The 22,387-nt window shown below is 58.1% G+C and carries 21 protein-coding genes; 19 read left to right on the top strand and 2 right to left on the bottom strand.

Annotated elements, in window-relative coordinates; translation table 11 throughout:
- Nucleotides 1-2 precede the first annotated feature (2 nt).
- The 3 genes from rfbD to rfbC are packed head-to-tail and all read left to right on the top strand — an operon-like array spanning nucleotide 3 to nucleotide 2,352.
- The gene (gene rfbD, locus B3349_RS13350; RefSeq protein ID WP_291589360.1) at nucleotides 3-896 is read left to right on the top strand and encodes a dTDP-4-dehydrorhamnose reductase; all 894 of its coding nucleotides are present in this window, start codon (nucleotides 3-5) and stop codon (nucleotides 894-896) included.
- Nucleotides 897-913: 17 nt separating this feature from the next.
- The gene (gene rfbA, locus B3349_RS13345; RefSeq protein WP_291589358.1) at nucleotides 914-1,801 is read left to right on the top strand and encodes a glucose-1-phosphate thymidylyltransferase RfbA; all 888 of its coding nucleotides are present in this window, start codon (nucleotides 914-916) and stop codon (nucleotides 1,799-1,801) included.
- Nucleotides 1,798-2,352, top strand: a complete 555-nt coding sequence (gene rfbC, locus B3349_RS13340) for a dTDP-4-dehydrorhamnose 3,5-epimerase (RefSeq protein WP_291589356.1) — start codon at nucleotides 1,798-1,800, stop codon at nucleotides 2,350-2,352. Before rfbA ends, rfbC begins: the two co-directional genes overlap by 4 nt.
- Before the next feature lie 55 nt (nucleotides 2,353-2,407).
- On the opposite strand, the gene B3349_RS13335 is transcribed toward rfbC, so the two are convergent.
- A complete protein-coding gene (locus B3349_RS13335) occupies nucleotides 2,408-3,502 on the bottom strand; it encodes a TFIIB-type zinc ribbon-containing protein (RefSeq protein ID WP_414646908.1) in 1,095 nt (364 codons plus the stop codon).
- Nucleotides 3,503-3,726: 224 nt separating this feature from the next.
- A complete protein-coding gene (locus B3349_RS13330) occupies nucleotides 3,727-4,848 on the bottom strand; it encodes an SPFH and helix-turn-helix domain-containing protein (protein WP_291589353.1) in 1,122 nt (373 codons plus the stop codon).
- A 370-nt stretch (nucleotides 4,849-5,218) separates the two neighbouring features.
- Here B3349_RS13330 and glyQ point away from each other — a divergent pair, with 370 nt between their 5' ends.
- From glyQ to B3349_RS13250, 16 genes are all read left to right on the top strand, one after another.
- Nucleotides 5,219-6,157, top strand: coding sequence for a glycine--tRNA ligase subunit alpha (glyQ, locus tag B3349_RS13325; RefSeq protein ID WP_291589351.1), 939 nt, complete (start codon nucleotides 5,219-5,221; stop codon nucleotides 6,155-6,157).
- An 86-nt stretch (nucleotides 6,158-6,243) separates the two neighbouring features.
- Nucleotides 6,244-8,352, top strand: a complete 2,109-nt coding sequence (gene glyS / locus B3349_RS13320; RefSeq protein ID WP_291589349.1) for a glycine--tRNA ligase subunit beta — start codon at nucleotides 6,244-6,246, stop codon at nucleotides 8,350-8,352.
- 109 nt (nucleotides 8,353-8,461) lie between these two features.
- Nucleotides 8,462-9,622 (top strand): polysaccharide biosynthesis protein, encoded by a 1,161-nt coding sequence (locus tag B3349_RS13315; protein WP_291589347.1) that lies wholly within the window; start codon nucleotides 8,462-8,464, stop codon nucleotides 9,620-9,622.
- On the top strand, nucleotides 9,615-10,889 hold the full coding sequence (locus B3349_RS13310; protein ID WP_291589345.1) for an O-antigen polymerase: 1,275 nt from the start codon (nucleotides 9,615-9,617) through the stop codon (nucleotides 10,887-10,889). Before B3349_RS13315 ends, B3349_RS13310 begins: the two co-directional genes overlap by 8 nt.
- 1 nt (nucleotide 10,890) lies before the next feature.
- Nucleotides 10,891-11,871, top strand: a complete 981-nt coding sequence (locus B3349_RS13305) for an NAD-dependent 4,6-dehydratase LegB (RefSeq protein WP_291589343.1) — start codon at nucleotides 10,891-10,893, stop codon at nucleotides 11,869-11,871.
- Complete coding sequence (locus B3349_RS13300) at nucleotides 11,868-13,040, top strand: LegC family aminotransferase (protein WP_291589341.1); 1,173 nt, start codon at nucleotides 11,868-11,870, stop codon at nucleotides 13,038-13,040. Before B3349_RS13305 ends, B3349_RS13300 begins: the two co-directional genes overlap by 4 nt.
- 48 nt (nucleotides 13,041-13,088) lie before the next feature.
- The gene (locus tag B3349_RS13295) at nucleotides 13,089-13,886 is read left to right on the top strand and encodes a GNAT family N-acetyltransferase (RefSeq protein WP_291589339.1); all 798 of its coding nucleotides are present in this window, start codon (nucleotides 13,089-13,091) and stop codon (nucleotides 13,884-13,886) included.
- An 8-nt stretch (nucleotides 13,887-13,894) separates the two neighbouring features.
- On the top strand, nucleotides 13,895-15,067 hold the full coding sequence (neuC, locus tag B3349_RS13290; RefSeq protein ID WP_291589338.1) for a UDP-N-acetylglucosamine 2-epimerase: 1,173 nt from the start codon (nucleotides 13,895-13,897) through the stop codon (nucleotides 15,065-15,067).
- Nucleotides 15,054-15,737, top strand: a complete 684-nt coding sequence (locus B3349_RS13285) for a PIG-L deacetylase family protein (RefSeq protein ID WP_291589336.1) — start codon at nucleotides 15,054-15,056, stop codon at nucleotides 15,735-15,737. The genes neuC and B3349_RS13285 overlap by 14 nt, the downstream gene beginning before the upstream one ends.
- Nucleotides 15,734-16,810, top strand: coding sequence for an N-acetylneuraminate synthase (gene neuB / locus B3349_RS13280; RefSeq protein WP_291589334.1), 1,077 nt, complete (start codon nucleotides 15,734-15,736; stop codon nucleotides 16,808-16,810). The genes B3349_RS13285 and neuB overlap by 4 nt, the downstream gene beginning before the upstream one ends.
- 8 nt (nucleotides 16,811-16,818) lie before the next feature.
- On the top strand, nucleotides 16,819-17,526 hold the full coding sequence (locus tag B3349_RS13275; protein WP_291589332.1) for an acetyltransferase: 708 nt from the start codon (nucleotides 16,819-16,821) through the stop codon (nucleotides 17,524-17,526).
- A 37-nt stretch (nucleotides 17,527-17,563) separates the two neighbouring features.
- Nucleotides 17,564-18,607, top strand: coding sequence for a nucleotidyltransferase family protein (locus tag B3349_RS13270; protein WP_291589330.1), 1,044 nt, complete (start codon nucleotides 17,564-17,566; stop codon nucleotides 18,605-18,607).
- Nucleotides 18,604-19,611, top strand: coding sequence for a Gfo/Idh/MocA family protein (locus B3349_RS13265; protein ID WP_291589328.1), 1,008 nt, complete (start codon nucleotides 18,604-18,606; stop codon nucleotides 19,609-19,611). Before B3349_RS13270 ends, B3349_RS13265 begins: the two co-directional genes overlap by 4 nt.
- Before the next feature lie 2 nt (nucleotides 19,612-19,613).
- Nucleotides 19,614-20,294 (top strand): acylneuraminate cytidylyltransferase family protein, encoded by a 681-nt coding sequence (locus B3349_RS13260; RefSeq protein ID WP_280057827.1) that lies wholly within the window; start codon nucleotides 19,614-19,616, stop codon nucleotides 20,292-20,294.
- Nucleotides 20,291-21,073: an oxidoreductase gene (locus tag B3349_RS13255; RefSeq protein WP_291589327.1), complete on the top strand. Its 783-nt coding sequence runs from the start codon at nucleotides 20,291-20,293 to the stop codon at nucleotides 21,071-21,073. The genes B3349_RS13260 and B3349_RS13255 overlap by 4 nt, the downstream gene beginning before the upstream one ends.
- An 11-nt stretch (nucleotides 21,074-21,084) precedes the next feature.
- Nucleotides 21,085-22,368, top strand: coding sequence for a hypothetical protein (locus tag B3349_RS13250; protein WP_291589325.1), 1,284 nt, complete (start codon nucleotides 21,085-21,087; stop codon nucleotides 22,366-22,368).
- Nucleotides 22,369-22,387 lie beyond the last annotated feature (19 nt).

The raw sequence follows: 22,387 nt of genomic DNA, 5'->3' as shown, positions 1-22,387 counted from the left end.
CCATGAAGATTTTGCTGTTGGGCAAAGAGGGGCAGGTGGGCTGGGAGCTGCACCGCAGCCTGGCACCGCTGGGGGAGCTGGTGGCGCTGGGGCGGCTCGGTGCGGACGGGCTGTGCGGCGACCTGGGCCATCTGGAGGGCCTGGTGCAGACGGTGCGCCAGCTGCGGCCCGATGTGATCGTCAATGCTGCTGCCCACACGGCGGTGGACAAGGCGGAGTCCGAGCCCGAACTGGCACGTACGCTCAATGCCCTGGCGCCGGGTGTCCTGGCCCAGGAGGCAAAGGCCTTGGGTGCTTTGCTGGTGCACTACAGCACCGACTATGTGTTCGATGGCAGTGGCACCGAGCCACGCCTGGAAACCGATGCCGTGGCGCCGCTCTCGGTGTACGGCCACACCAAGCTGGAAGGCGAGCAGCGCATCCAGGCTTCCGGCGGCAGGCACCTGATCTTTCGCACCAGCTGGGTCTATGCGGCGCGTGGCGGCAATTTTGTCAAGACCATGCTGCGCCTGGCGCAGGAGCGGGAGTCGCTGACGGTGATCGATGACCAGTGGGGAGCCCCCACCGGAGCGGACCTGATTGCCGATGTGACGGCCCATGCCATCCGGCAGGTGGCGCGCTGTCCGCAGGATGCGGGCCTGTACCATCTGGTGGCGCAGGGCGAAACCACTTGGAATGCCTATGCCCGCTATGTGCTTGAGCAAGCCCAGCAGGTGCAGCCAGCGATGTCGATCATGGCCAGGGAAGTTCGCCCGGTTCCCAGCAGCGCATTTCCGACGCCTGCCCAGCGGCCGCACAACTCGAGGCTGGACACCCGCAAGCTGCAAGCCACATTCGGCTTGCAGCTCCCCTCCTGGCAGCAGGGCGTGACGCGCATGCTGCATGAAATTTTGTAATTCCGCTATTCAACGCCATGACATCTGCACGCAAAGGCATTATTTTGGCGGGTGGCTCCGGCACCCGTTTGCACCCTGCCACCCTGGCCATCAGCAAACAGCTGCTGCCCATTTACGACAAGCCCATGATTTATTACCCGCTCAGTACGCTGATGCTGGCTGGTATTCGTGAAATTCTGATCATCAGCACGCCGCAGGACACGCCGCGTTTTGAACAGCTACTGGGTGATGGCAGCCAGTGGGGCCTGCAATTGCAATACGCGGTGCAGCCTTCCCCCGATGGCCTGGCGCAGGCGTTTCTGATTGGTGAGGAATTCCTGGCCGGCGCTCCCAGTGCCTTGGTATTGGGAGACAACATTTTCTATGGCCATGATTTCCAGGGGCTCTTGAAAAATGCCGATAGCCAGCAGGCGGGGGCGACGGTGTTTGCCTACCATGTGCAGGATCCGGAGCGTTATGGCGTGGCGGAATTTGACCCCCAGGGCCAGGTGCTGTCGCTGGAGGAAAAGCCTGCCCGACCAAAGTCAAACTATGCCGTCACCGGCCTGTATTTCTATGACAGCCAGGTGGTGGAAATGGCCAAGTCGCTGCAGCCTTCACCGCGCGGAGAGCTGGAAATCACGGACCTGAATCGCCTGTATCTGGAGCAGGCTCAGTTGAATGTGCAACTGATGGGCCGCGGCTATGCGTGGCTGGATACCGGCACGCACGACAGCCTGCTCGAAGCCGGCCAGTTCATTGCCACCCTGGAGCAACGACAGGGGCTGAAAGTGGCCTGTCCCGAAGAGATTGCCTTCCGTGCCGGCTGGATCGGTGCCGCTCAGGTGGAAAAGCTGGCGCAGCCGCTGCTCAAGAATGGCTATGGTAAGTATCTGATGCAATGCATCAAAGGTGGTGTGCGATGAAAGCCACGCCTACCGCGATTCCGGATGTGATGGTGGTCGAACCCAAGGTGTTTGGGGATGCCCGCGGTTTTTTCTACGAAAGCTTCAACCAGCAGGCTTTCAATGCCGCCACTGGCACCAGCTTCGAGTTTGTGCAGGACAACCACAGCCGTAGCCGCAAAGGGGTGCTGCGTGGCCTGCATTACCAATTGCCTCCGCATGCCCAGGGCAAGCTGGTGCGTGTGGTGCGTGGCTCTGTGTGGGATGTGGCGGTGGACATTCGCCAGGGGTCTGCGACCTTTGGCAAATGGGTGGCTGAGGAGTTGACGGAGTACAGCCACAAGCAGTTCTGGATTCCGCCCGGATTCGCCCATGGCTTTGTGGTGCTGAGTGAATCGGCCGACTTCCTCTACAAGACCACGGACTACTACGCGCCCGAGTCGGACCGGGGCATTGCCTGGAATGACCCGCAGATTGGCATTGCCTGGCCGGATTTGGGGATGGATTGGCTGCTGTCGGAAAAAGACCTGAAGCAGCCTTTGCTGCAGGATGCGGATACCTTCCTTGGATAAGGCACAGCACCATTGCTTTATCCAAAAAGAGCTGCCAACGGCAGCTCTTTTTTATTCATCTGTTCTGCGCCATGCCCAGCACGATCAGCAACAGCAGTACAGCGCACAGCACGGCGAAGCTGATCTTCACCCAGCTGTAAGGCCGCTCCCCGGCAATCTGGCCGGTATAGCCATTGGCCACGATCTGGTAGGTGGTGCGGCCATAGGTGTAGCCCACCAGCCATACCGGCACCAGTGTGTGCTTGAAGGTTCTGCCGGTGTATTGGCGCTGCACCTGCAGATTGCGCATGGTGTCGCCCGGCACCTGGCGGGCGCACAGGCTGCGCAGCTGGGCATCCATGTCCTGTTCGTTCAGTTGTGCGGCTTTGGACAGGTCGACCTGGTAGCGCTCCACGGTCCATCCGCGGACAAACTCCGGGGTGTAGGGCTTCAGGTCGGTGGTGGTCGGAAACGGCTCCACCTGGCGCAGCAAATCGGGTTGCACGCCGACGGTGCCGGGCACCAGCGCGTCGTCGAAGAAATGCTGCAACTGGCCGGACGCCGATTCCCAGCGCACATGGCGCACCTCGCGGGTTTGCTGCGTGCCATCGGTGTCGCGGTAGGTTTCGGTTCTGTAATAGTAGTAACCAGCCTCGGCCTGCCATTGGGCGTCGGCATGGGCATCAAAGGTCCAGTAGGGCAGGTAGATGCCGTGCAGCGTATCGGTCAGCGCTGCGGTTTTGAGTGTGCTGGGCGCGAACCAGCGGCTGCCATACCACTGGCGGATGCGGTCGCGGATCTGCCCGTCGCTGATCTGGAACGGCAGGATGCTCTGCGGCGTGATGGCATCGTTGCGCTCTTCGTGTGCCACGATGGCCGGCGAGCCGCAGAAGTCGCAGCGCTGGGCTGCGGTCTTGTTCAAGAAGACCGAGATGGCACGGCAGTTCTGGCATTGCACCTCATAGCGCTCATCGGTGCCCCAGCCGCGGCCGCTGGCGGGGTAGCGCAGGGCTTCGGCCAAGTCCTGCTCCACCACGGAGCGGCCCAGCTCTTCGCGCGTGGCTTCGCTCCAAGGCGCGGTGGTGCCGCAGTATGGGCATTTGAGTGCCTGGGCCTTGGCATTCCATTCCAGATTGCCACCGCATTCCGGGCAGGGGTGCTTGCGCACCATGGACGGCGGGACTGCTGGCACAGCGGGAGCATGGCTGGAAGAAGAGGGGGCTGCGTTTTCGGTCACGGCTCAAAAATATCAAGTGCATTGCACATGGGCCTTGATGCTGGCATGCCCCCACGCCAGGACGCCGCGCAAGGGCTGCCCTGCAGCGAGGGCATTGTTCTCTCGAGCGCGCAAGCGCCAGAGAGGTGGGCGGCGAAACCGCTCAGGAGGCGCTTTGCTTACCCGCGCAGGAACTCGTCCAGCGCCGCCTGGCCGATGCGCCACTGGCTGCCGATCTGGCGCGCTTTCAGGTGACCGGCCTGAATTTCGGCCAGTACATCGGCTTCTGCCACCCCCAGTACCTGAGCAGCCTGGGCCGGGGTGAAGACCTGCATGGCCGCTGGTGCGGGTGCAGCCTGGGTGCGCGCCGCCTGTGCAGCTTCAGGTGAGAAAGGGTCTGTAGAAGAAGCGCCTGTCCCCGAAGCTCCGTTCGCCCCCGCTGTGCCGCCTTGCATGCTTTTCATCATCTCCTGCGCCATACCGAAGCCCATGGCCATGGTGGCGGGGAGGGTGGCTGCCGCCGTGCCTTCACTGCCGCTGGCCATGGCCTGGCCCATCTGGTATTTCACATAGTCATTCAAGTTGCCGATGGCGCCCATGCTGGAGCGCTTGTCGATGGCCTGTTCCACCTCGGGCGGCACGGACACGTTCTCCAGGATGAAGCTGGTGATCTCCAAGCCGTACTTGTCGGTGACGGCCGGGTTGATGATCTGCAGCAGCGCATCGCCCAGGTCGCTGTAGCGGGTGGCTACGTCGAGTACCGGCACCTGGGCCTTGGCCAGGGCTTCGGTGAAGATGCTGACAATGCGCGAGCGCATGGTGTCGGCAAATTCGTCCAGGCGGAAGTTCTGGTCCGTGCCCGCCACCTCTTTCAGGAACTTGGCCGGCTGGACGATGCGGAAGTCATACGTGCCGAAGGCGCGGATGCGCACCACCCCAAAGTCCTTGTCACGCAGCATGACGGGGTTGGACGTGCCCCATTTGTTGCCGGTGAACAGGCGTGTGTTGAGGTAGTAGACATCGCACTTGAACGGCGACTGGAAGCCATGTTTCCAGCCCTGGATGGTCGAGAGGATGGGGATGTTCTGCGTGGTCAGGGCATGCTTGCCCGGTCCGAACAGGTCGGCGTACTGGCCTGCAGAGACAAACTGCACCTGCTGCGATTCGCGCACGATCAACTGGGCGCCGTTCTTGATCTCCTTGTCCTCATCCGGCCAGCGGTAGGACAGGGTGTCGCGCGAGTCATCGGTCCACTCGATGATTTCAATCAGCTGGTTTTTGATGATGTTGAACAGATTCATGCCAAACCTCGCAGGCAGGTGGGAAAGTGAGCCATTGCACGGTCATTGTAGAACCCGGGCTGTTGACAGAGATGATTGCGAGTATCAAAAGCGTAGCTGTTGGCGCGGCTGTAACAAGGTTTTGAAAATGATTAATTTGGGAGATTCAAGAGGGACGGGCATGGTGTGCTCCTAATTTGTGCATGCCGCTCATCCGTGTAACACCGTAGCCCGGCCTGGCTTCGTAAATACAGGGTGGCAGGCCTAAAATCACTCCTTTCGCGCGCGTAGCCGTGCCGCTGGTTTGTTCCCGGCGGTGGGGCGCCTGCCTCCATAACGATAGATAGAAGGTGTAGTCGCCCGTCGTCTGCACCGATCCGAATAGCCCGTCATGCTGACCTTCCAACAAATCATTCTGAAACTGCAGTCCTACTGGGCCGACCATGGCTGTGCATTGCTCCAGCCCTATGACATGGAAGTCGGTGCCGGGACCTCGCACACCGCCACGTTCTTGCGCGCCATCGGTCCGGAGCCCTGGAAGGCCGCTTATGTGCAGCCCAGCCGCCGGCCCAAGGATGGCCGCTATGGCGAGAATCCCAACCGTCTGCAGCACTACTACCAGTTTCAGGTGGTGCTCAAGCCCGCTCCCGACAACATCCTCGAGCTGTACCTGGGCTCGCTGGAAGCCCTGGGCTTTGACTTGAAGAAGAACGACATCCGCTTTGTCGAAGACGACTGGGAAAACCCCACCCTGGGCGCGTGGGGGCTGGGCTGGGAAGTCTGGCTCAATGGCATGGAAGTGACCCAGTTCACCTACTTCCAGCAAGTGGCCGGCATCGACTGCAAGCCCGCCACCGGTGAGATCACCTACGGTCTGGAACGTCTGGCCATGTACCTGCAGGGCAAGGAATCGGTGTACGACCTGGTCTATACCGATGGCCTGAGTTATGGCGACGTGTTCCACCAGAACGAAGTGGAGCAATCCACCTACAACTTCGAGCATTCGAATGCCGAGTTTCTGTTCAGCGCCTTTGCTGCGCACGAAGGCACAGCCAACCAGTTGATCGACGCCCAACTGGCGCTGCCTGCCTATGAGCAGGTGCTCAAGGCGGCCCACACCTTCAACCTGCTGGACGCCCGTGGCGCCATCAGCGTGACCGAGCGCGCCGCCTATATCGGCCGTATCCGCAATCTGGCCCGTGCGGTGGGCAAGAGCTATCTGGACAGCCGCGCGCGCCTGGGCTTCCCCATGGCGCCCAAGGCCCATGCCGACGAAGTGCTGGCCGAACTGGCCAAGGCCGCAGAGCAGGCCGCCAAGAAGGTCGCCTGAACCGCCGCTACCGCAGACCGTCCATTTACACGAAATTTCAGCCGATCAAGCCCATCTGGTGCGCTGAATCGGCTATCCAAATCATCATGAACGCATCGAATCTACTGGTTGAACTGTTTGTCGAAGAGCTGCCGCCCAAGGCGCTGCAAAAGCTGGGGGAGGCTTTTGCCTCCGTGCTGTTTGACCAGCTCAAGGCCCAGGGCCTGCTGGCGTCGACCGAATCGCGCCTGACGGCCTATGCATCGCCCCGCCGGTTGGCAGCCCACATCACCGAAGTGCTGCCCCAGGCCGACGACAAGGCGGTCTCGCAAAAGCTGATGCCTGTGGCCGTAGGTCTGGACGCTGACGGCAAGCCCACGCCCGCGCTGCTCAAGAAGCTGAGCGCGCTGGGCGCGGACGACTCCGCCGTGGCTGGTCTGAAGCGCCAGGGCGAAGGCAAGGCCGAAGCCCTGTTCTACGAATCCACGGCCAAGGGTGTGCTGCTGACCGATGGCGTGCAGAAAGCGCTGGACGAAGCGCTGGCCAAGCTGCCCATTCCCAAGGTCATGCGTTACCAGTTGCAGGACGGCTGGACCAGCGTGCACTTTGTGCGCCCGGCCCACGGTCTGGTGGTGATGCATGGCACCGAGGTGCTAATCGGCGTGAAGGCACTGGGCCTGACGGCCGGTACGGCCACCCATGGTCACCGTTTTGAAGCGGCCGTGGACCCGGTGGTGATCCGCAATGCCGACAGCTATGCCGAGCAACTGCGCGAAGAAGGCGCCGTGATTGCCAGCTTTGCGGAGCGCCGTGCAGACATTGCCCGGCAACTGCAGGCCGCAGCCGAGCGCATCGGGGGTGGCGTGCGTCCCATTGAGGATGAAGCCCTGCTGGACGAGGTGACGGCCTTGGTCGAGCGCCCCAATGTGCTGGTCTGCGAATTCGAGAAGGAATTTCTGGCCGTGCCCCAGGAATGCCTGATCTTGACCATGAAGGCCAACCAGAAGTACTTCCCGCTGCTGGATGCCAGCGGCAAGCTGACCCACCAGTTCCTGATTGTCAGCAACATCCAGCCCCAGGATGCATCGGCCGTCGTCGGCGGCAACGAGCGCGTGGTGCGCCCCCGTCTGGCCGATGCCAAGTTCTTCTTTGACCAGGACCGCAAGAAGACCCTGTCCAGCCGTGTCGAACTGCTGGACAAGGTGGTCTATCACAACAAGCTCGGTACCCAGGGTGAACGTATCGCCCGCGTGCGTGCCATCGCCAAGAGCATTGCCCAGCAACTGGGCAACCCGGAACTAGGCCGCCAGGCCGATCAGGCCGCCATGCTGGCCAAGACCGATCTGGTGACCGACATGGTGGGTGAGTTTCCCGAGCTGCAAGGCACCATGGGCCGCTACTATGCCCTGAACGATCAGCTGGATGTGGCCGTGGCCGATGCCATCGAAGACCACTACAAGCCCCGTTTTGCAGGCGATGAACTGCCGCGCGGCGATGTCGGTGTGGTGGTGGCGCTGGCCGACAAGCTGGAAACCCTGGTGGGCATGTTCGGTATCGGCAACCTGCCCACGGGGGATCGCGATCCCTTTGCGCTGCGCCGCCACGCGCTGGGTGTGATCCGCATGCTGGTGGAAAAGGACCTGGCGCTGGATCTGGAAACGCTGCTGGTCAGCACCTTGCCGGCCTTTGGCGACAAGATCACCGACGCTACGCCCCAACTGGTCGAATTCGTCTACGACCGCCTGGCAAACATGTTCCGCGAACAAGGCTACAGCGCCCAGGAAATCGAAGCCGTGCTGGCGCTGCACCCACAGCGCCTGTCCGATGTGCAAAAGCGGCTGGAAGCCGTGCGCGCGTTTGCGGCGCTGCCCGAAGCGCCTGCATTGGCAGCGGCCAACAAGCGCGTGAGCAACATCCTGAAGAAGGCGGAAGCAGCGGTGCAACCCCAGGTGAACGCCGCACTGCTGGTGGAGCAGGCTGAAAAAGATCTGTACGCCGCGCTGCAGCAGGTGGCACCGAAAGCCGAGCGACAGTTTGCCGCAGGTGATTACACCGCCAGCCTGCAGACCTTGGCCGCGTTGCGTGACCAGGTGGATGCGTTCTTTGAACACGTCATGGTGAATGCGGACGATGAGAGATTGAAGAGTAATCGTTTGAGTTTATTGGCCACTCTGCACGGGGTAATGAATTGTGTGGCAGATTTGTCCAAAATTTAATTTATTTGGATGAAAACTCCATACTATGGATAGATCCACAATATTGGCTTTCTTCCTGCGGGGAGGATCTGCTTCCGCAAAGATATTGTTCGTAGCATATTTGGGGTATGTGAATAAATCCGAAGTTGTGGGTCAATTTGCTATATTTTCAACTTTGGCAATACTATTTACACAAATTGCCGGTTTTGAAATACATCAAGTAATAGCGCGGAAATATCATTCCTTATCATTTAGAGAAAAGTTTAAATTATATTTTCTTAATGGTATTGCTAGTATTGGGGTATATTTTCTTATATTGCCATTGTTGGTGATGCTGTATTATGATTTGCTGTTGAATTTTTGGTTCTTAGGTTGTCTTGTATTAGTTCTTGAGCACTATAGTACTGAGTTGTATAGATTTTATATAATCAACCTTGAACCTTTTAAAGCATCATTGATTTTATTTGTTAAAAATGTGGGATGGGTCATTTTTTTTATTTTTTTTGCAGAGCTTGGTATTGTTAGTATAAATATATATAACATACTAATATTCTGGAGTTTTTTTGTTTTTGCTGCTTCTTTTATGGGATCGCCTTCAATTGGGATTATATGGGATGGATTTAAAAATATCGATTTTAAAAATCTTGTTGTTGATTTTTTAGATATTTTGGTGAAGGCTCGAGTATTCATTCTTGTAGCCATAAGTATTTCTGGGGTGACGGCTGTTGATAAATTAATATTGGAAAGATTTTTTGATTTTGAAAAAATAGGAGAATTCTATTTTTATCTGACAATTTCGAGTATTCCGGGACTAATTGTTAGTTTAGGAATAGGAGCGACACTCTGGCCGAAATGCATTCGCTTGGCTGCAATTGAAAATAATGAGGAATGCGAGAAATTGTGGCGAAAGATACTTAAATATTATTGGGTTCTGCTAGTTTCTATTAGTTCAGTAATGTTGATAATTCTCTGCGTTTTAGCTATTTTCTTCCATGGTGAGAGAATAAATTTCCAGAGTTTGAAAATAATATTTTATTTAATATTGGCTGGAGCAGGGATGGCTATTATAGAGCCATATAAATTGAAAATGTATATAAATAAAAATGATTCTGCGTTGCTATTCGGTGCATGGCTGCACTTCATGATGATGTGTGCTTTTGTTTTTTATTCTGCAAAAAATTCTTCGTTAGAGTATATCGCCATAACAATGGCTGTTGTGAATTTTGTAGCATATATTATTTATAAATTTTCTTTTCCGGAAAAAATAATAAATCGGCTTAAAAATGTTTGAGTATTTTATTAAATACATTGTTGCATTATTGATGGGGCTGGTCTTAATTGGCTTGCTTGGAGAGGTATTGGGGAGTTATCTATTTATTTATTCGGTTTTGTTTTTATTTGTGTTTGCATTATTTCCTCCTAAATATTTTATTTCTTCAAATTCCATAATTCATGGATATTATTTTATATTTTTCATCATTGCACCAATGTATGCTGATATTCATTCCCAAGATGATTTTTCGACTTTCAAATATAAAATTGCTTACGGGATGATTTTTTTGACGCATGTAACAGCTGTCTTTGGCGCGTCCGTGGGCGAGGGTGTCTTAAAAAATTTACAGAATTCAGGAGAAGGGAGAGATTCTCTGGCTGGCTTGAGGATTAAAATAAATATTCTTTATGCATTATCAACTTCCGCAGTATTTCTTATTATTTTTAATAGCGGCGGATTATCTTACTGGATGGAAGCTCCGGGTGATGCTTTTCTGAATAGGGCAGGTTCGGGTCTGTATGTTGTCGCTTCTCATTTTTTTACATTTATTTTATCTGCGTTAGTTGGATTTTATGCGTATAAGAAAAAGTCTAAGCTATCTTTGTTGATTTTTGTTTTGTGGCTGTTAATAACTTCACCTGTGCATGGAAGTAAGCAATTGATTGCTATTTTTTTTCTATTGGCTGTGCTTCCCTGGATTCGGGATTTGAAATTTTTTCAAATAAAAACAATTTTTTATACGGTAATTTTATTGGCTATATTTGCTTTGGGCTTATATTTTAGAAATATTTCTTGGATGACTGTAGATGGATTTTTGCCATATGCTTTGAATTATTTTACGGCATTAAGAAATCTAATGATTCTTTTGGAAGATTTTGATCCAAATTTTATGCAAACTTTCTTTTTGCCGTTCAATAAATTTTTGAGTCCAATTGGCATTAAAGATTTAAATATTTATTATGATATGAATCATATGCTGACGGATAAATATTTTCCTTGGGCATGGGAAATTAGAGCTACAGAGCAATGGCCTGTAGAAGCGGATTTATACCTTAATTTTTATTTTATTTTTGGGTTGCCTTTGATTTTTGTTTATACATTTATCGTTGGGTATATTTATGGCCTTGCAAGGTTTAGATCTAATTTGGGTTTGTGGGTGGTGTCATTCTTAATGTTGTTGTCTATAACCTCGCATTTGAGGGGGAGTCTTTACAATCATGTGGATTTTTACCTTTACCCAATGTACTTTGTGATATACTTGACTTTGAGGAAATATAGGCTTTGATATGAAGAATGTTCTTGTTACTGGTGCTGATGGTTTTATTGGCTCACATCTGACGGAGTATCTTGTCGAGAATGGTTGCAGTGTCAGGGCATTGACTCAATATAACTCTTTTAATTACTGGGGTTGGTTGGAGGATGTTGGGTGTCTGAAAGACATTGAGGTTGTGAGTGGTGATATACGCGACCCTCATTACTGCAAGCAAATCACTAAAAATGTGGATGTGGTTTTTCATCTCGGTGCGCTGATTGCGATTCCTTACTCCTATGTTGCGCCCGATAGCTATGTTGAAACCAATATTCGAGGTACTCTCAATATCTGTCAGGCGTCGATGGATAATGGTGTCAAACGCGTGATCCATACTTCTACCAGCGAGGTCTATGGAACTGCCCAGTATGTCCCCATTGATGAGAAGCATCCGCTGCAGCCGCAGTCACCATACAGTGCCTCTAAGATCGGGGCCGATGCGATGGCGATGAGCTTCTTTAACGCGTTTGACCTGCCGGTGACGATCGCGCGCCCGTTCAACACTTATGGCCCGCGTCAGTCGGCGCGCGCAGTAATACCGACCATCATCACGCAAATCGCCAATGGCAAGAAGCAAATCAAGCTCGGCGATGTCTCGCCGACGCGTGATTTTAACTACGTGCTCGACACCTGCCGTGGTTTTCTCGAGTTGGCCCGTTGTGATCAAGCGATCGGTGAGATTGTTAACATTGGGTCTAACTTTGAAATATCTATTGGCGATACGCTGGAGATAATCCGCGAACTGATGGGTAGTGATGTTGAGTTCTTAACCGATGAGCAGCGTATTCGACCTGAAAAATCTGAGGTCTTTCGCCTCTGGTGTGACAACACGAAAATCTACGGCCTGACAGGATTCAAGCCGAGTTACGATATTCGCGCAGGGCTGCAGGCTACTATCGACTGGTTCACAGATCCTGACAATCTCAAGAAATACAAGGCTGACATCTACAACGTTTGATCCAAGAACCGAATATGTTCAATCGATTGATTCAGTTTGTCCGCGATGAGTATCGCAGCAACGAATTCATTCCACTACACGCTCCTACATTCGCTGGCAACGAGCGAGCGTATGTAAATCAGACCATCGACTCAACCTTTGTGTCTAGCGTGGGTGAATTCGTAGACCGTTTTGAACGCGATATGTGTGCGTACACTGGCAGCCCTAGCGCTGTCGCGACCATGAACGGCACGGCCGCGCTCCACATTGCGCTGAAGCTAGTAGGAGTTAGGGCTGGCGATCTGGTGATCACGCAGGCGCTGACCTTTGTTGCTACCTGTAATGCTATCGCTTACTGCGGTGCAGAGCCTGTGTTCATTGACGTCGAACAACGGACCCTGGGGTTGTCTGCAAAAGCCCTGGAAACCTGGCTTGCTGATAACGCGCGTGTCGACTCCGATGGCTTGTGCCGCACCACGCTTGACGCTAAGGTCATTCGCGCTTGCGTGCCAATGCACACCTTCGGCCACCCCGCTGACTTGGATGGGCTGGTGGATGTCTGCCAGCGCTGGCGTATTGCGCTAGTCGAGGATGCCGCGGAGTCGCTGGGCAGCTACTACAAGGGTAGGCACACCGGTACCTTCGGCCTGATCGGCACCCTGAGCTTCAACGGCAACAAGGTGATCACGACCGGCGGCGGCGGCATGGTCCTGGCGGACGAAGGTATCGGCACGCGCGCCAAGTACTTGACTACGACGGCCAAGCGGCCGCATCCTTACGAATACGTCCACGACGAGGTCGGCTACAACTATCGCCTGCCCAACCTGAACGCAGCCCTCGGCTGTGCGCAGCTGGAGCAGCTGGAAGGTTTCATCGCCGCAAAGCGCGTGCTGGCCGCGCATTACATCGAGTTCCTGCCGCAGGTCGGTCTGACCCCCATCGTCGAGCCGGACAACTGCCGGTCGAACTACTGGCTCAACGGCGTGATCTGCGAAGACGCGGCCCAACGTGAGGCGCTGATCGACGCGACGAATGCAGCCGGCGTGATGACGCGCCCGATCTGGCGCCTGATGCACACGCTGCCCGCCTATGAGCAGGCACGCCGCGGTTCGCTTGTCGAGTCCGAGTGGCTCGAGGCTCGTGTCGTGAACCTGCCCAGCAGTGTGCCCGCGCCTGAGCCGGTTGTCTGACCGGGCTTGCCCCTTCATCCAGAAGCAGAACACGAGAGAAGCAACGACATGAAGACCTTCACCGTCACCCGCAAGCAGGACCTCCTCGAACATCGCTTGGCGATCGAAGACCTCTTCTTCGATAGCTTCGGCCAGCGCGCGATAGGCAGCGTTTGGGATTGGGCCTATATTGACAACCCGAACGGCGAACCCGTTGTCTCGCTTTACTACGACGAAGGCCGTCTGGTGGGCCACTACGCTATCGTACCGATGCCGCTGTCCTGCGGCGATATCCGCAAGCAGTCGTATATCTCGATGACCACGATGGTGGCGGAATCCCATCGCAAATTCGGACTCTTCACGCAACTCGCGCAGGAGAACTACCGCATCGCGACGGAAGTGGGTGTGGACTTCGTGTTCGGTTTCCCCAACAGCCAGTCCACGCCCGGCTTCCGCAAGCGCCTGGACTGGACACTGCCGGAGTCCGACTACGTAGCCACCGTTGACAAGGACACGCTGCTCGTCGCTGCCAAGGCCGGCAGCTTCAATAAGGCCGGCCTGCTTGGATTGGATCTGAACGATCCAGTCATCCGCGCGTGGCGCCTCTCCCGGCCGGGATCGACCTACACCTTCGAACAGGGCCTGGCTTTCAAGCGCCGCCAGGACGCTGTCGATCTGCTATGGTGGGACGCGCCTGAAGCTCTCGCTTCGCTGCCGGACGACGCGTCCGTCAACGTGCTGGTCTCGGCAAGCTCAGGCCTTGAGCCCAACCGCCAGTTCGACTACCAATTCGGCGGCATTGGGCTGCGCTCCGTCTTCGACGCGACCGCCATCAATCGCGAAATGGCGATCTCCGACCTGTTCTGAGAGCCGACATGACACGCATTCTGGGCATGACCTCCATCCGGTCGGATTACGACTTGATGAGCGGCGTCTATCGACGCCTCGCCCGTGACCCCGAGGTCGACTTCAAGTTACTCGTCTCGGGCGCCCATCTGTCGCCGGCGTTCGGTCGTTCGGTCGAACTCATCCGCCAGGACGGTCTGGAGATCCTCGCGGAGATCGAGACCCTGATTAGCGGTGACAGCAAGAGTTCGCGGTTGAAGACGGCCGCCGGACTGCTGACTGGCGCGCTGGAAGTGGTGCGTGCCTACCGGCCGGACATGCTTGTCTATGCTGGCGACCGCGAGGACGTGCTGATCGGCGCCACCCTCGGCGCCTTCCTTGACATCCCGACGGTGCACTTCTTCGGCGGTGACCATGCCGCCGACGGACACGTGGACAACCCCGTACGTCACGCCACCTCCAAGCTGTCGACGGCGCATTTCGTCAGCATCGAGGAACATGCTCAGCGCCTGGCCCATCTCGGCGAGGATCCCCGGCGGGTCCACGTGATCGGCAGCGTCGCGCTCGACAAGTTCGTGGCGGAACCTCCCCTCGACCGTACGGCTACCCTGTCTGGCGTGGGCGCCAAGCCGCATGCATTGGGTGGCGCGCCGTTGGCCATCCTGATCTTCCACCCGGTGGATCAGGAGCGAGAACTGGCGCCCGACTACGTGCGCGGCGCCGTCGGCACCCTGATCGAGCGCGGTTATCACGTGCTGATCGGCGCCCCCAACGCCGATCCGGGTAATGCCGTGCTGCTGGCCGCGATGCAAGACTTGGCCCAAGCGCCCGAAGTGACCTTCTATGGCAATACGGCCCGGGCGTTTTTCGTGAACCTGATGCGCCACGCGGCGCTGATGGTGGGCAATTCGTCTGCCGGCCTGCTGGAGGCCGCCTCGGTTGGACTTCCCGTGATCAATCTGGGCGAGCGCCAGCGTGGCCGCCTGTGCGGAGGCAACGTGGTGTTCAGCGACGGTGACACGCCGTCCTTCCGAGTCGCGCTCGACCGGGTCGCATCCGAAGAGTTCAACCTTGGGATGCGCATGCTCGTGAATCCCTACGGTGATGGCCATAGCGAAGCCCGTGCCGTCGAGCTGCTCAAGCAGATCGACTTTGGCCCCCTGTTCAAGAAGACCGAGGACCCCCTGAATGTCCACCCCTGACGCCAAAGTCGTCGCCGTCGTGGCGCCGCATCCCGATGACGAGACGCTGGGTTGCGGCGGCACGTTGCTGAAGCATGTCGCCCACGGCGACCAGGTGCATTGGATCGTATTCACTGGCATCTCCACTGCACAGGGATTCACCGAGGAGCGCGTGCGCTCGCGGAGCGAGGAGATACTGCGCGTTGCGAAGTCTTACAGCTTTGCTGGCACGCACCGTCTCGATTTCCCTACCATGCAGCTGGATCGCATCTCCAAGGCCGACTTGGTTGGCGCGCTGGGTGCTGTCGTGAAGCAGCTTGAGGTCCACACGCTCTACGTGCCCTACCGCAACGACGCCCACAGCGACCATGCCGCGGTCTTCGACGCTTGCGCGGCCTGCACCAAGACCTTCCGCTACCCCACCGTTCGGTCGGTGCGTGCCTACGAGACGCTGTCGGAGACCGAGTACGGCGTGAAGCCGGAAGATCCCGGCTTTCGTCCCAACCTGTTCGTGGACGTCTCCGGCTTCCTTGACCGGAAGCTGGAGATCATGTCAATCTACGCCAGCGAGATGGCGCCGTTCCCCTTCCCTCGCAGCGATGTTGCGCTGCGAGCACAAGCCCAGTTGCGAGGCTCCCAGTGCGGGGCGGCAGCTGCCGAGGCCTTCATGCTGCTGAAAGAGATCGAATGAAGCCAAACCATGTCTATGTGATCGCCGAAGCCGGTGTGAACCACAACGGCGACCTTGACTTGGCGCGCGCTCTCGTCGATCGCGCGGCTGACGCGGGCGCCGACGCGGTGAAGTTCCAGACTTTTGAGGCCAAGAAGCTGGCGACGCTCCAGGCGCCTAAGGCGGGCTACCAGCGCGAGACCACGGACGCAGTCGAGTCGCAACTCGAGATGCTGCGCAAGCTGGAGCTGCCGCGTGCCTGGCACGCGGACCTGCAGGAGCGCGCGCGCTCCCGTGGCATCCAGTTCCTGTCCACGGCCTTTGACAGTGGCAGCCTCGATTTCCTTGAGGAGTTCGACATGCCGTTCTACAAGGTGCCGTCGGGCGAGCTGACCAACGGGCCGCTGCTGTGGCAGTTCGCCCGTCAGCGACGGCCACTGGTGGTCTCCACCGGCATGGCGACGATGTCTGAGGTCGAGCAGGCCCTTGCGGTGATTGCGCACGCGTTCAACGCCGACAGAGAGCCCGTCGACGAGTCGGCGATCTGGCGTGGCTGGAGCCAACCGGAATGGCGCGCGTCGCTGCGCGGGCGTGTGACGCTCCTTCATTGCACGTCCCAGTACCCGACGCCGATGAACGAGGTCAATCTCAAGGCCATGGACACGCTCGCCGCCTTTGGCTTGCCGGTCGGTTATTCCGACCACACCGAAGGCATCCTCATCCCGGTGGCTGCCGTAGCACGCGGCGCGACGCTGATCGAAAAACACTTCACGATCGACCGCGCGATGCCGGGACCGGACCACCGCGCGTCGCTGGAGCCGGGTGAGTTGATGATGATGATCCACCAGATACGCGAACTGCAACTCGCGATGGGCGACGGCGCGAAGTGCCCGCAGGCGAGTGAATGGAACACCCGCCAGGCGGCCCGCCAGCAGGTGGTCGCCGCACGTCCAATCGCCGCCGGCGCGGTGCTCACGCGCGAGGACCTGACCACGGCGCGCTGCGGCTCCGGCGTCCCTGCGATGTCGCTGTGGCGCCTGGTGGGCATGACGTCGCGGCACGACGTCGCGGAAGGCGAGCTGCTGACGCTTTGACTCATCCCATGCTGAAGTCCTCTGTTTCCGATCGTCCGCTGGTCCTGCTCGGTGCCGGCGGTCACGCCCGCGTGCTGCTGGCACTTGTGCGTGCGAGCGGCCGCGCCTTGCTGGGAGTCTGTGATCCTGCCTTGCAGGCGCAAGGTCGTGGTGACTGGGAAGGCGTGCCTGTGCTCGGCGGCGACGAGGCGTTGGATCGGCTTGGCCCGGCACGGGTGGATCTGGCGCTGGGCGTCGGCCAATTGGCCCGCAGCGGCTTGCGATCGCGACTCTACGTCGCCTGGAGCGCGCGCGGGTATGCTTTCCCTGCGCTCGTGCATCCCGCCGCCTGGGTGGCGCCTGACGTGGCGCTGGGCGACGGCGTCCAGATCATGGCCGGTGCCGTCGTCCAGCCGGGCTCTGTCCTGGGCACCAACGTCACCGTCAACACGCACGCCAGTGTGGATCACGACTGCCGCATCGGCGCCGACGTCCACATCGCCCCCGGGGCCGTGCTGTGCGGCGCGGTGCAGGTCGGTGATGGCGCCTTCATCGGCGCGGGCGCGGTGCTGATTCAGGGCTTGCGTGTCGGCGCCGCCGCCGTCGTCGGCGCCGGCGTCACGTTGGTGCGCGATCTGGCGCCCGGAGCGCTGATCGTGGGTCCTGCGAATCGGCTGCTCGACACCGATCCGGGACTGGCCGGGCCGATGCGGGAAACGGGATCTAGCCGGCGCTGAGGACAATCGGGAACGGAAATTTATTAGAAGTACTCGCATGAATCAATGGAAACGTATCGCTGTCAGCAAGGACACCCCGCTGGAAGCCGCTATCGCCACGCTGGATGAGGGCGGCCAGCGCATCGTGCTCGTCGTCGACGACAATGAGCACTTGCAAGGCACGCTGACCGATGGTGATGTCCGGCGCGCGCTGCTGCGCCACCTGCCCCTGACCACGCCGGTCGGCGAGGTCATGTGCGCCGTGCCCCAGGTGGCCGAACTTCAGTGGCCTCGCGAAAAGATCCTATCGGTCATGGAGAGCACCCGGCTGCTGCATCTGCCTGTGGTGGATTCCGCTGGACGCGTGGTCGGGCTGGAAACGTTGCACGAGTTGCTCGACAAGAAGCGCATTGATAACCCCGTATTTCTGATGGCCGGCGGCTTCGGCAAGCGCCTGTATCCGCTGACCCAGGACTGCCCGAAGCCTATGCTGAAGGTCGGCGACAAGCCCATCCTCGAGCTGATCCTGCAGAGTCTGGCCGACGCTGGCTTCCATCGGTTCTACATTTCCACTCACTACTTGCCGGAGATGATCCGCGACCACTTCGGCGACGGTAGCAAGTGGAAGGTGAACATCCAGTACGTCCATGAAGAAGCGCCGTTGGGGACCGGCGGCGCGCTGGGTCTACTCCCTGCCGGCGAAGTCAAGCTGCCAATGATCCTCATGAACGGCGACCTGTTGACCCGTGTCGACTACCGCAGCCTACTCGAGTTCCACCAGCGGCACGAGGGTGCCGCGACGCTGTGTGTACGCGAGTATGAGAGCCAGGTTCCATACGGCGTGATCCAAAGCGAGGGCCATCGCATCACGCAGATCGTCGAGAAGCCGGTGCAGCGCTTCTTCATCAGCGCCGGCATCTACATCCTGTCGCCCGAACTGATCGGACGCGTCGTGCCAGGCGAGCGCATCGACATGCCCACGCTGCTGGAGCAGGAAATCGTCGCCGGTCGAGATGTCAACATGTTCCCCGTGCACGAGTACTGGCTGGACATCGGCCGCATGGACGATTTTCATCGCGCGCAAGAAGAGGTCCGTTCGTGAGCACGGCGATTTCCAAGTGCCTCGTGGTCGGCAGCGGCAGTATCGCGCGCCGCCACATCGCCAATCTGCGCCAATTGCTGCCGCAGGCCGACATCGCCTGTGTCTCGGCCTCCGGCCGCGCCATCGCCCCCGGCGAGACGCCGGCCACCGTCTGCTTCGCGTCGTTCGACGAGGCGCTAGCCTGGAAGTCAGAGCTCGCGGTGGTCGCGTCTCCCGCGCCGCTGCATCTGGACCATGCCGCCGCGTTGCTGGAGACCGGAATCGCGGTGCTGATCGAGAAGCCGCTGAGCGACTCCCTGTCCGGTCACGAAGCTCTGGCCGCACGGCTGGCGCCGTGGCGCGACCGCATCGAGGTGGCCTACAACCTGCGCTTCCTGTCGTCGTGCCGCCGCATGTGCATGCTGCTCCAGGAGCAGGTCGCCGGCCGCCTCCATAGCGTCCACATCGACCTCGGCCAATACCTGCCGGACTGGCGCCCCGGATCGGACTACCGCCGCAACGTATCCGCGAACCGCTCGTTGGGCGGCGGCGTACTGCTGGAGCTGAGCCATGAGTTCGATTACCTGACCCACCTCTTCGGCCGCTTCGACCGGGTCTTCTGCGTGACCGGGCAATCCGGCCTGCTGGAGATCGATGTCGAGGACCGTGCGGACATCCTGCTCACGCGGGCCGATGGCCTAGTCGCCCAGTTGCACATGGACTTCCTCCAGCGCAAAGCGACTCGTCGCTGCAAGGTGATCGGCGAGCACGGCAACCTGCTGTGGGATCTGGTTGGCAACAGCATCACGCTGGAAACCGGGTCCGGGGAGAAGGTCCTGTTCTCCGAGCCGGAGGTCGATCGCAATGCGATGTACCTGGAACTGCTACGCGGCTTCATCGATCTCGCGCAGGGCCGCGCCGCGCCGCGCATCGCTTACGAGGACGGCCTAGCCGTGCTGACGATGGTGGATGCCATGCGTCAGTCGGCCACGACCGGCCTGCCTGTGAAGCTACCCTCAAATTGACCATGCGCACTTTTGCTTTTATTTTCGCCCGCGGCGGTTCCAAGGGCCTGCCCGGTAAAAATATCCGGCTGCTGGGTGGTCTGCCATTGCTGGCTCACGGCATTCGCCTCGCGCAGTCGATCGACCGTATCGAACGGGTGTTCGTTTCGACCGATGACGCGGCTATCGCAGCGGTGGCGCGGGAGTACGGAGCAGAGGTCATCGACCGCCCCACAGAACTCGCGACCGACACAGCCTCGGAGTGGATGGCATGGCGCCACGCCATCGGTCATGTACGCGGGGTCTTGGGGCTGGATTTCGACATTATGCTGAGTCTGCCCGCGACCAGCCCGCTTCGCAATCAGGACGACGTTCGGGGATGTATGGATGCCTTACGCAATGAGGTGGAAGTGGTTATTACCGTGACACCGTCCGCCCGCAGTCCATACTTCAACATGGTGAGCGAGGACGCCGACGGCTTCGCACGCGTCGTGCTGGGAGACGCCAAGTTCCAACGCCGGCAGGACGTTCCCGCCGTCTATGATGTGACGACCGTTGCGTACGTAACCCGACCCGATTTCGTGCTCACGCACGCAAACCTGTTCGAAGGACGCGTCAAATCGGTTGTAGTTCCCAAGGAACGAGCCGTGGACATCGACGACGAATACGACTTCAAAGTGGCACAGTCCCTTCTCGACACATGAATGCCCCCCTTTCCCTTCAAAGCAAGACCGTCCTCGTCGTCGGCGCGGCCGGCCATATTGGCCGGATCATCGTGGACGCGGTGCTGTCGGCCGGAGGCCGCGCGGTCGCCCTCGACACCGACGCCGCAGGCTTGCAGGCGCTGACCGACGTCCACGGTGCGGACGCCCTTTCCTGCGCGATGCTCGATATGGCCAATCGAGCATCCGTCGATCGCGCGTTGGCCGACGCTCACGACCGCTTCGGCGCGGTCGACGGTGCCGTCAACACTGCCTATCCGCGCAACCCGCGCTATGGCCGGCAATTCTTCGATGTCGAGTACGCTGACTTCTGTGAAAACACTGGATTACACATAGGGGGCTATTTCCTGTTCATGCAAGCCTGCGCCCGCTATGCGCTGGAGCGTCAGCAGACGTTTTCGTTGGTCAACTTGTCCTCAATCTATGGCTCGATGGCGCCACGCTTCGAAGTCTATACTGACACTGCGATGACAATGCCAGTCGAGTACGCCGCGATTAAGGCCGGGCTCGAGCACATGACGCGCTACGTGAATGCGTACATGAAGGGACGTGGAGTTGCGTTCCGCGCGAACTGCGTCAGCCCAGGCGGTATTCTGGCAGGTCAGGACGAGCGGTTCCTTGCCAGTTACGGCAAGCACTGCCTCTCCAAGGGCATGCTGGACGCGCAGGACGTCACCGGGGCTATCGTGTTTCTACTCTCCGATGCCGCGCGCCACATCGTCGGACAAAATCTCATCGTGGACGATGGTTTCTCGATTTGAGCCGTCCCGCCATGCGCTCATCTACCTTCAAGGCTTCTGTTCGAGACCTCCGTCTGGTTGTCGACTATCTGCGCGCAGTGCGCAATGAAGTGGCCGTCGATCGCCACATTGTGTCCATGGCCGGCCTAGACGCCGACGTCTTCGGTAAGATCCCGCGACCGGCGCGATGGATTGGCAAGATGCGTCGCTTCCCGGCCCTATCCAGGCTCATCCAGCACATCAGCCTTCCGCTATGGTACGTGTTGGCTCCGGCTCTGTATGGTCGGCAGCTTCGTCAGATCAGGGCGTCCCTCTCGACCACGATGCCCCCTAATTTTGACGCTGCTGGTCAGATCCTTGGGCTCTCTTCGCGCTCCGCTGACATCGTGCATGCGCGGCACCTGCCAGACATGCCCCGGCAATGGCTCGAGCTCCCATGGGCGCCACTGAGCGGGCTCCCTGCAGAAGCGGAAGTGATTCCTGCGATTACATTGCTTGACGAAGTCGACATCGCCCGTTCGCTCAAGTTAGCCACGCTAGCGCACCGCGCACTGCAACGCCGAAGAGGGCTGCACGGCTGGGGGCTCCAGACCTACACTGCTTGGCGCTGGTTCTTCGCCCGTCTGGCTATCGACAAGCTTCCTGGTCCGCTACTGACGACTGAGCACTTTGACCGTTGGGCAGTACTGGTCGACGGCTCGGTCTGGAGCACCCGTCACCAACAACCGTCTCGACGATTGACTGTCATGCAGCATGGCTCAGTTAATATCGATGGCCCAGACTCCGGTCTCGGTGTGCAGATACCGACACGTCTGCGAGCGGTGGATCGACTACATGTTTATTCTTTTGCAGACGCTAATATTTTCAAGCAAGAGATTCTTTCTCCTCGCTGCGCTACGGAAAAACTGGTGCAGACTTATTACCGTCCGATTATCTTGCTGACGGATATAGCTAAATCTGCTCGACCATCTATTCTGTTCGTAGGTCATCCACTATGCGAGGCGGCCCATAGCGCGCTAGTTATTGCGCTTCAGCAAGTTGCCGACGTGCAGTTTTTCTACAAACCTCATCCGACGATTTGCGCTGGAAAGCAGCTCGCTGGCTTGCCTTGGACCATGATTCATGATCGCTTGGTCTTTCCTCGCGTGGACTTGATAGTTTCTTATCCGTCAACTATGGTTGCGGAATATGCCTCGCATGACGTTCCTGCAGTTGTCCATAATATGAATGTATCGATCCCAGAAATTCTTGAACGATTGCCTGAAATTATTCAAATAATACGAAGTCGGCACTTTGTTGTGGCAACTAACACTTAAAAAATTGGCAATTACATTT

This window comes from Comamonas sp. UBA7528, from assembly GCF_002479375.1.
Lineage (GTDB): Bacteria > Pseudomonadota > Gammaproteobacteria > Burkholderiales > Burkholderiaceae_C > Comamonas.
The sequence above is the reverse complement of the archived record's forward strand: the minus strand, read 5'-3'. Positions and strand labels throughout refer to the sequence as shown.

Coding starts and splice junctions, on each gene's coding strand:
- rfbD (WP_291589360.1), top strand. CDS start 3: ATGAAGATTTTGCTGTTGGGCAAAGAGGGGCAGGTGGGCTGGGAGCTG.
- rfbA (WP_291589358.1), top strand. CDS start 914: ATGACATCTGCACGCAAAGGCATTATTTTGGCGGGTGGCTCCGGCACC.
- rfbC (WP_291589356.1), top strand. CDS start 1,798: ATGAAAGCCACGCCTACCGCGATTCCGGATGTGATGGTGGTCGAACCC.
- B3349_RS13335 (WP_414646908.1), bottom strand. CDS start 3,502: ATGGTGCGCAAGCACCCCTGCCCGGAATGCGGTGGCAATCTGGAATGG.
- B3349_RS13330 (WP_291589353.1), bottom strand. CDS start 4,848: ATGAATCTGTTCAACATCATCAAAAACCAGCTGATTGAAATCATCGAG.
- glyQ (WP_291589351.1), top strand. CDS start 5,219: ATGCTGACCTTCCAACAAATCATTCTGAAACTGCAGTCCTACTGGGCC.
- glyS (WP_291589349.1), top strand. CDS start 6,244: ATGAACGCATCGAATCTACTGGTTGAACTGTTTGTCGAAGAGCTGCCG.
- B3349_RS13310 (WP_291589345.1), top strand. CDS start 9,615: ATGTTTGAGTATTTTATTAAATACATTGTTGCATTATTGATGGGGCTG.
- B3349_RS13305 (WP_291589343.1), top strand. CDS start 10,891: ATGAAGAATGTTCTTGTTACTGGTGCTGATGGTTTTATTGGCTCACAT.
- B3349_RS13295 (WP_291589339.1), top strand. CDS start 13,089: ATGAAGACCTTCACCGTCACCCGCAAGCAGGACCTCCTCGAACATCGC.
- neuC (WP_291589338.1), top strand. CDS start 13,895: ATGACACGCATTCTGGGCATGACCTCCATCCGGTCGGATTACGACTTG.
- B3349_RS13285 (WP_291589336.1), top strand. CDS start 15,054: ATGTCCACCCCTGACGCCAAAGTCGTCGCCGTCGTGGCGCCGCATCCC.
- neuB (WP_291589334.1), top strand. CDS start 15,734: ATGAAGCCAAACCATGTCTATGTGATCGCCGAAGCCGGTGTGAACCAC.
- B3349_RS13275 (WP_291589332.1), top strand. CDS start 16,819: ATGCTGAAGTCCTCTGTTTCCGATCGTCCGCTGGTCCTGCTCGGTGCC.
- B3349_RS13270 (WP_291589330.1), top strand. CDS start 17,564: ATGAATCAATGGAAACGTATCGCTGTCAGCAAGGACACCCCGCTGGAA.
- B3349_RS13260 (WP_280057827.1), top strand. CDS start 19,614: ATGCGCACTTTTGCTTTTATTTTCGCCCGCGGCGGTTCCAAGGGCCTG.
- B3349_RS13255 (WP_291589327.1), top strand. CDS start 20,291: ATGAATGCCCCCCTTTCCCTTCAAAGCAAGACCGTCCTCGTCGTCGGC.
- B3349_RS13250 (WP_291589325.1), top strand. CDS start 21,085: ATGCGCTCATCTACCTTCAAGGCTTCTGTTCGAGACCTCCGTCTGGTT.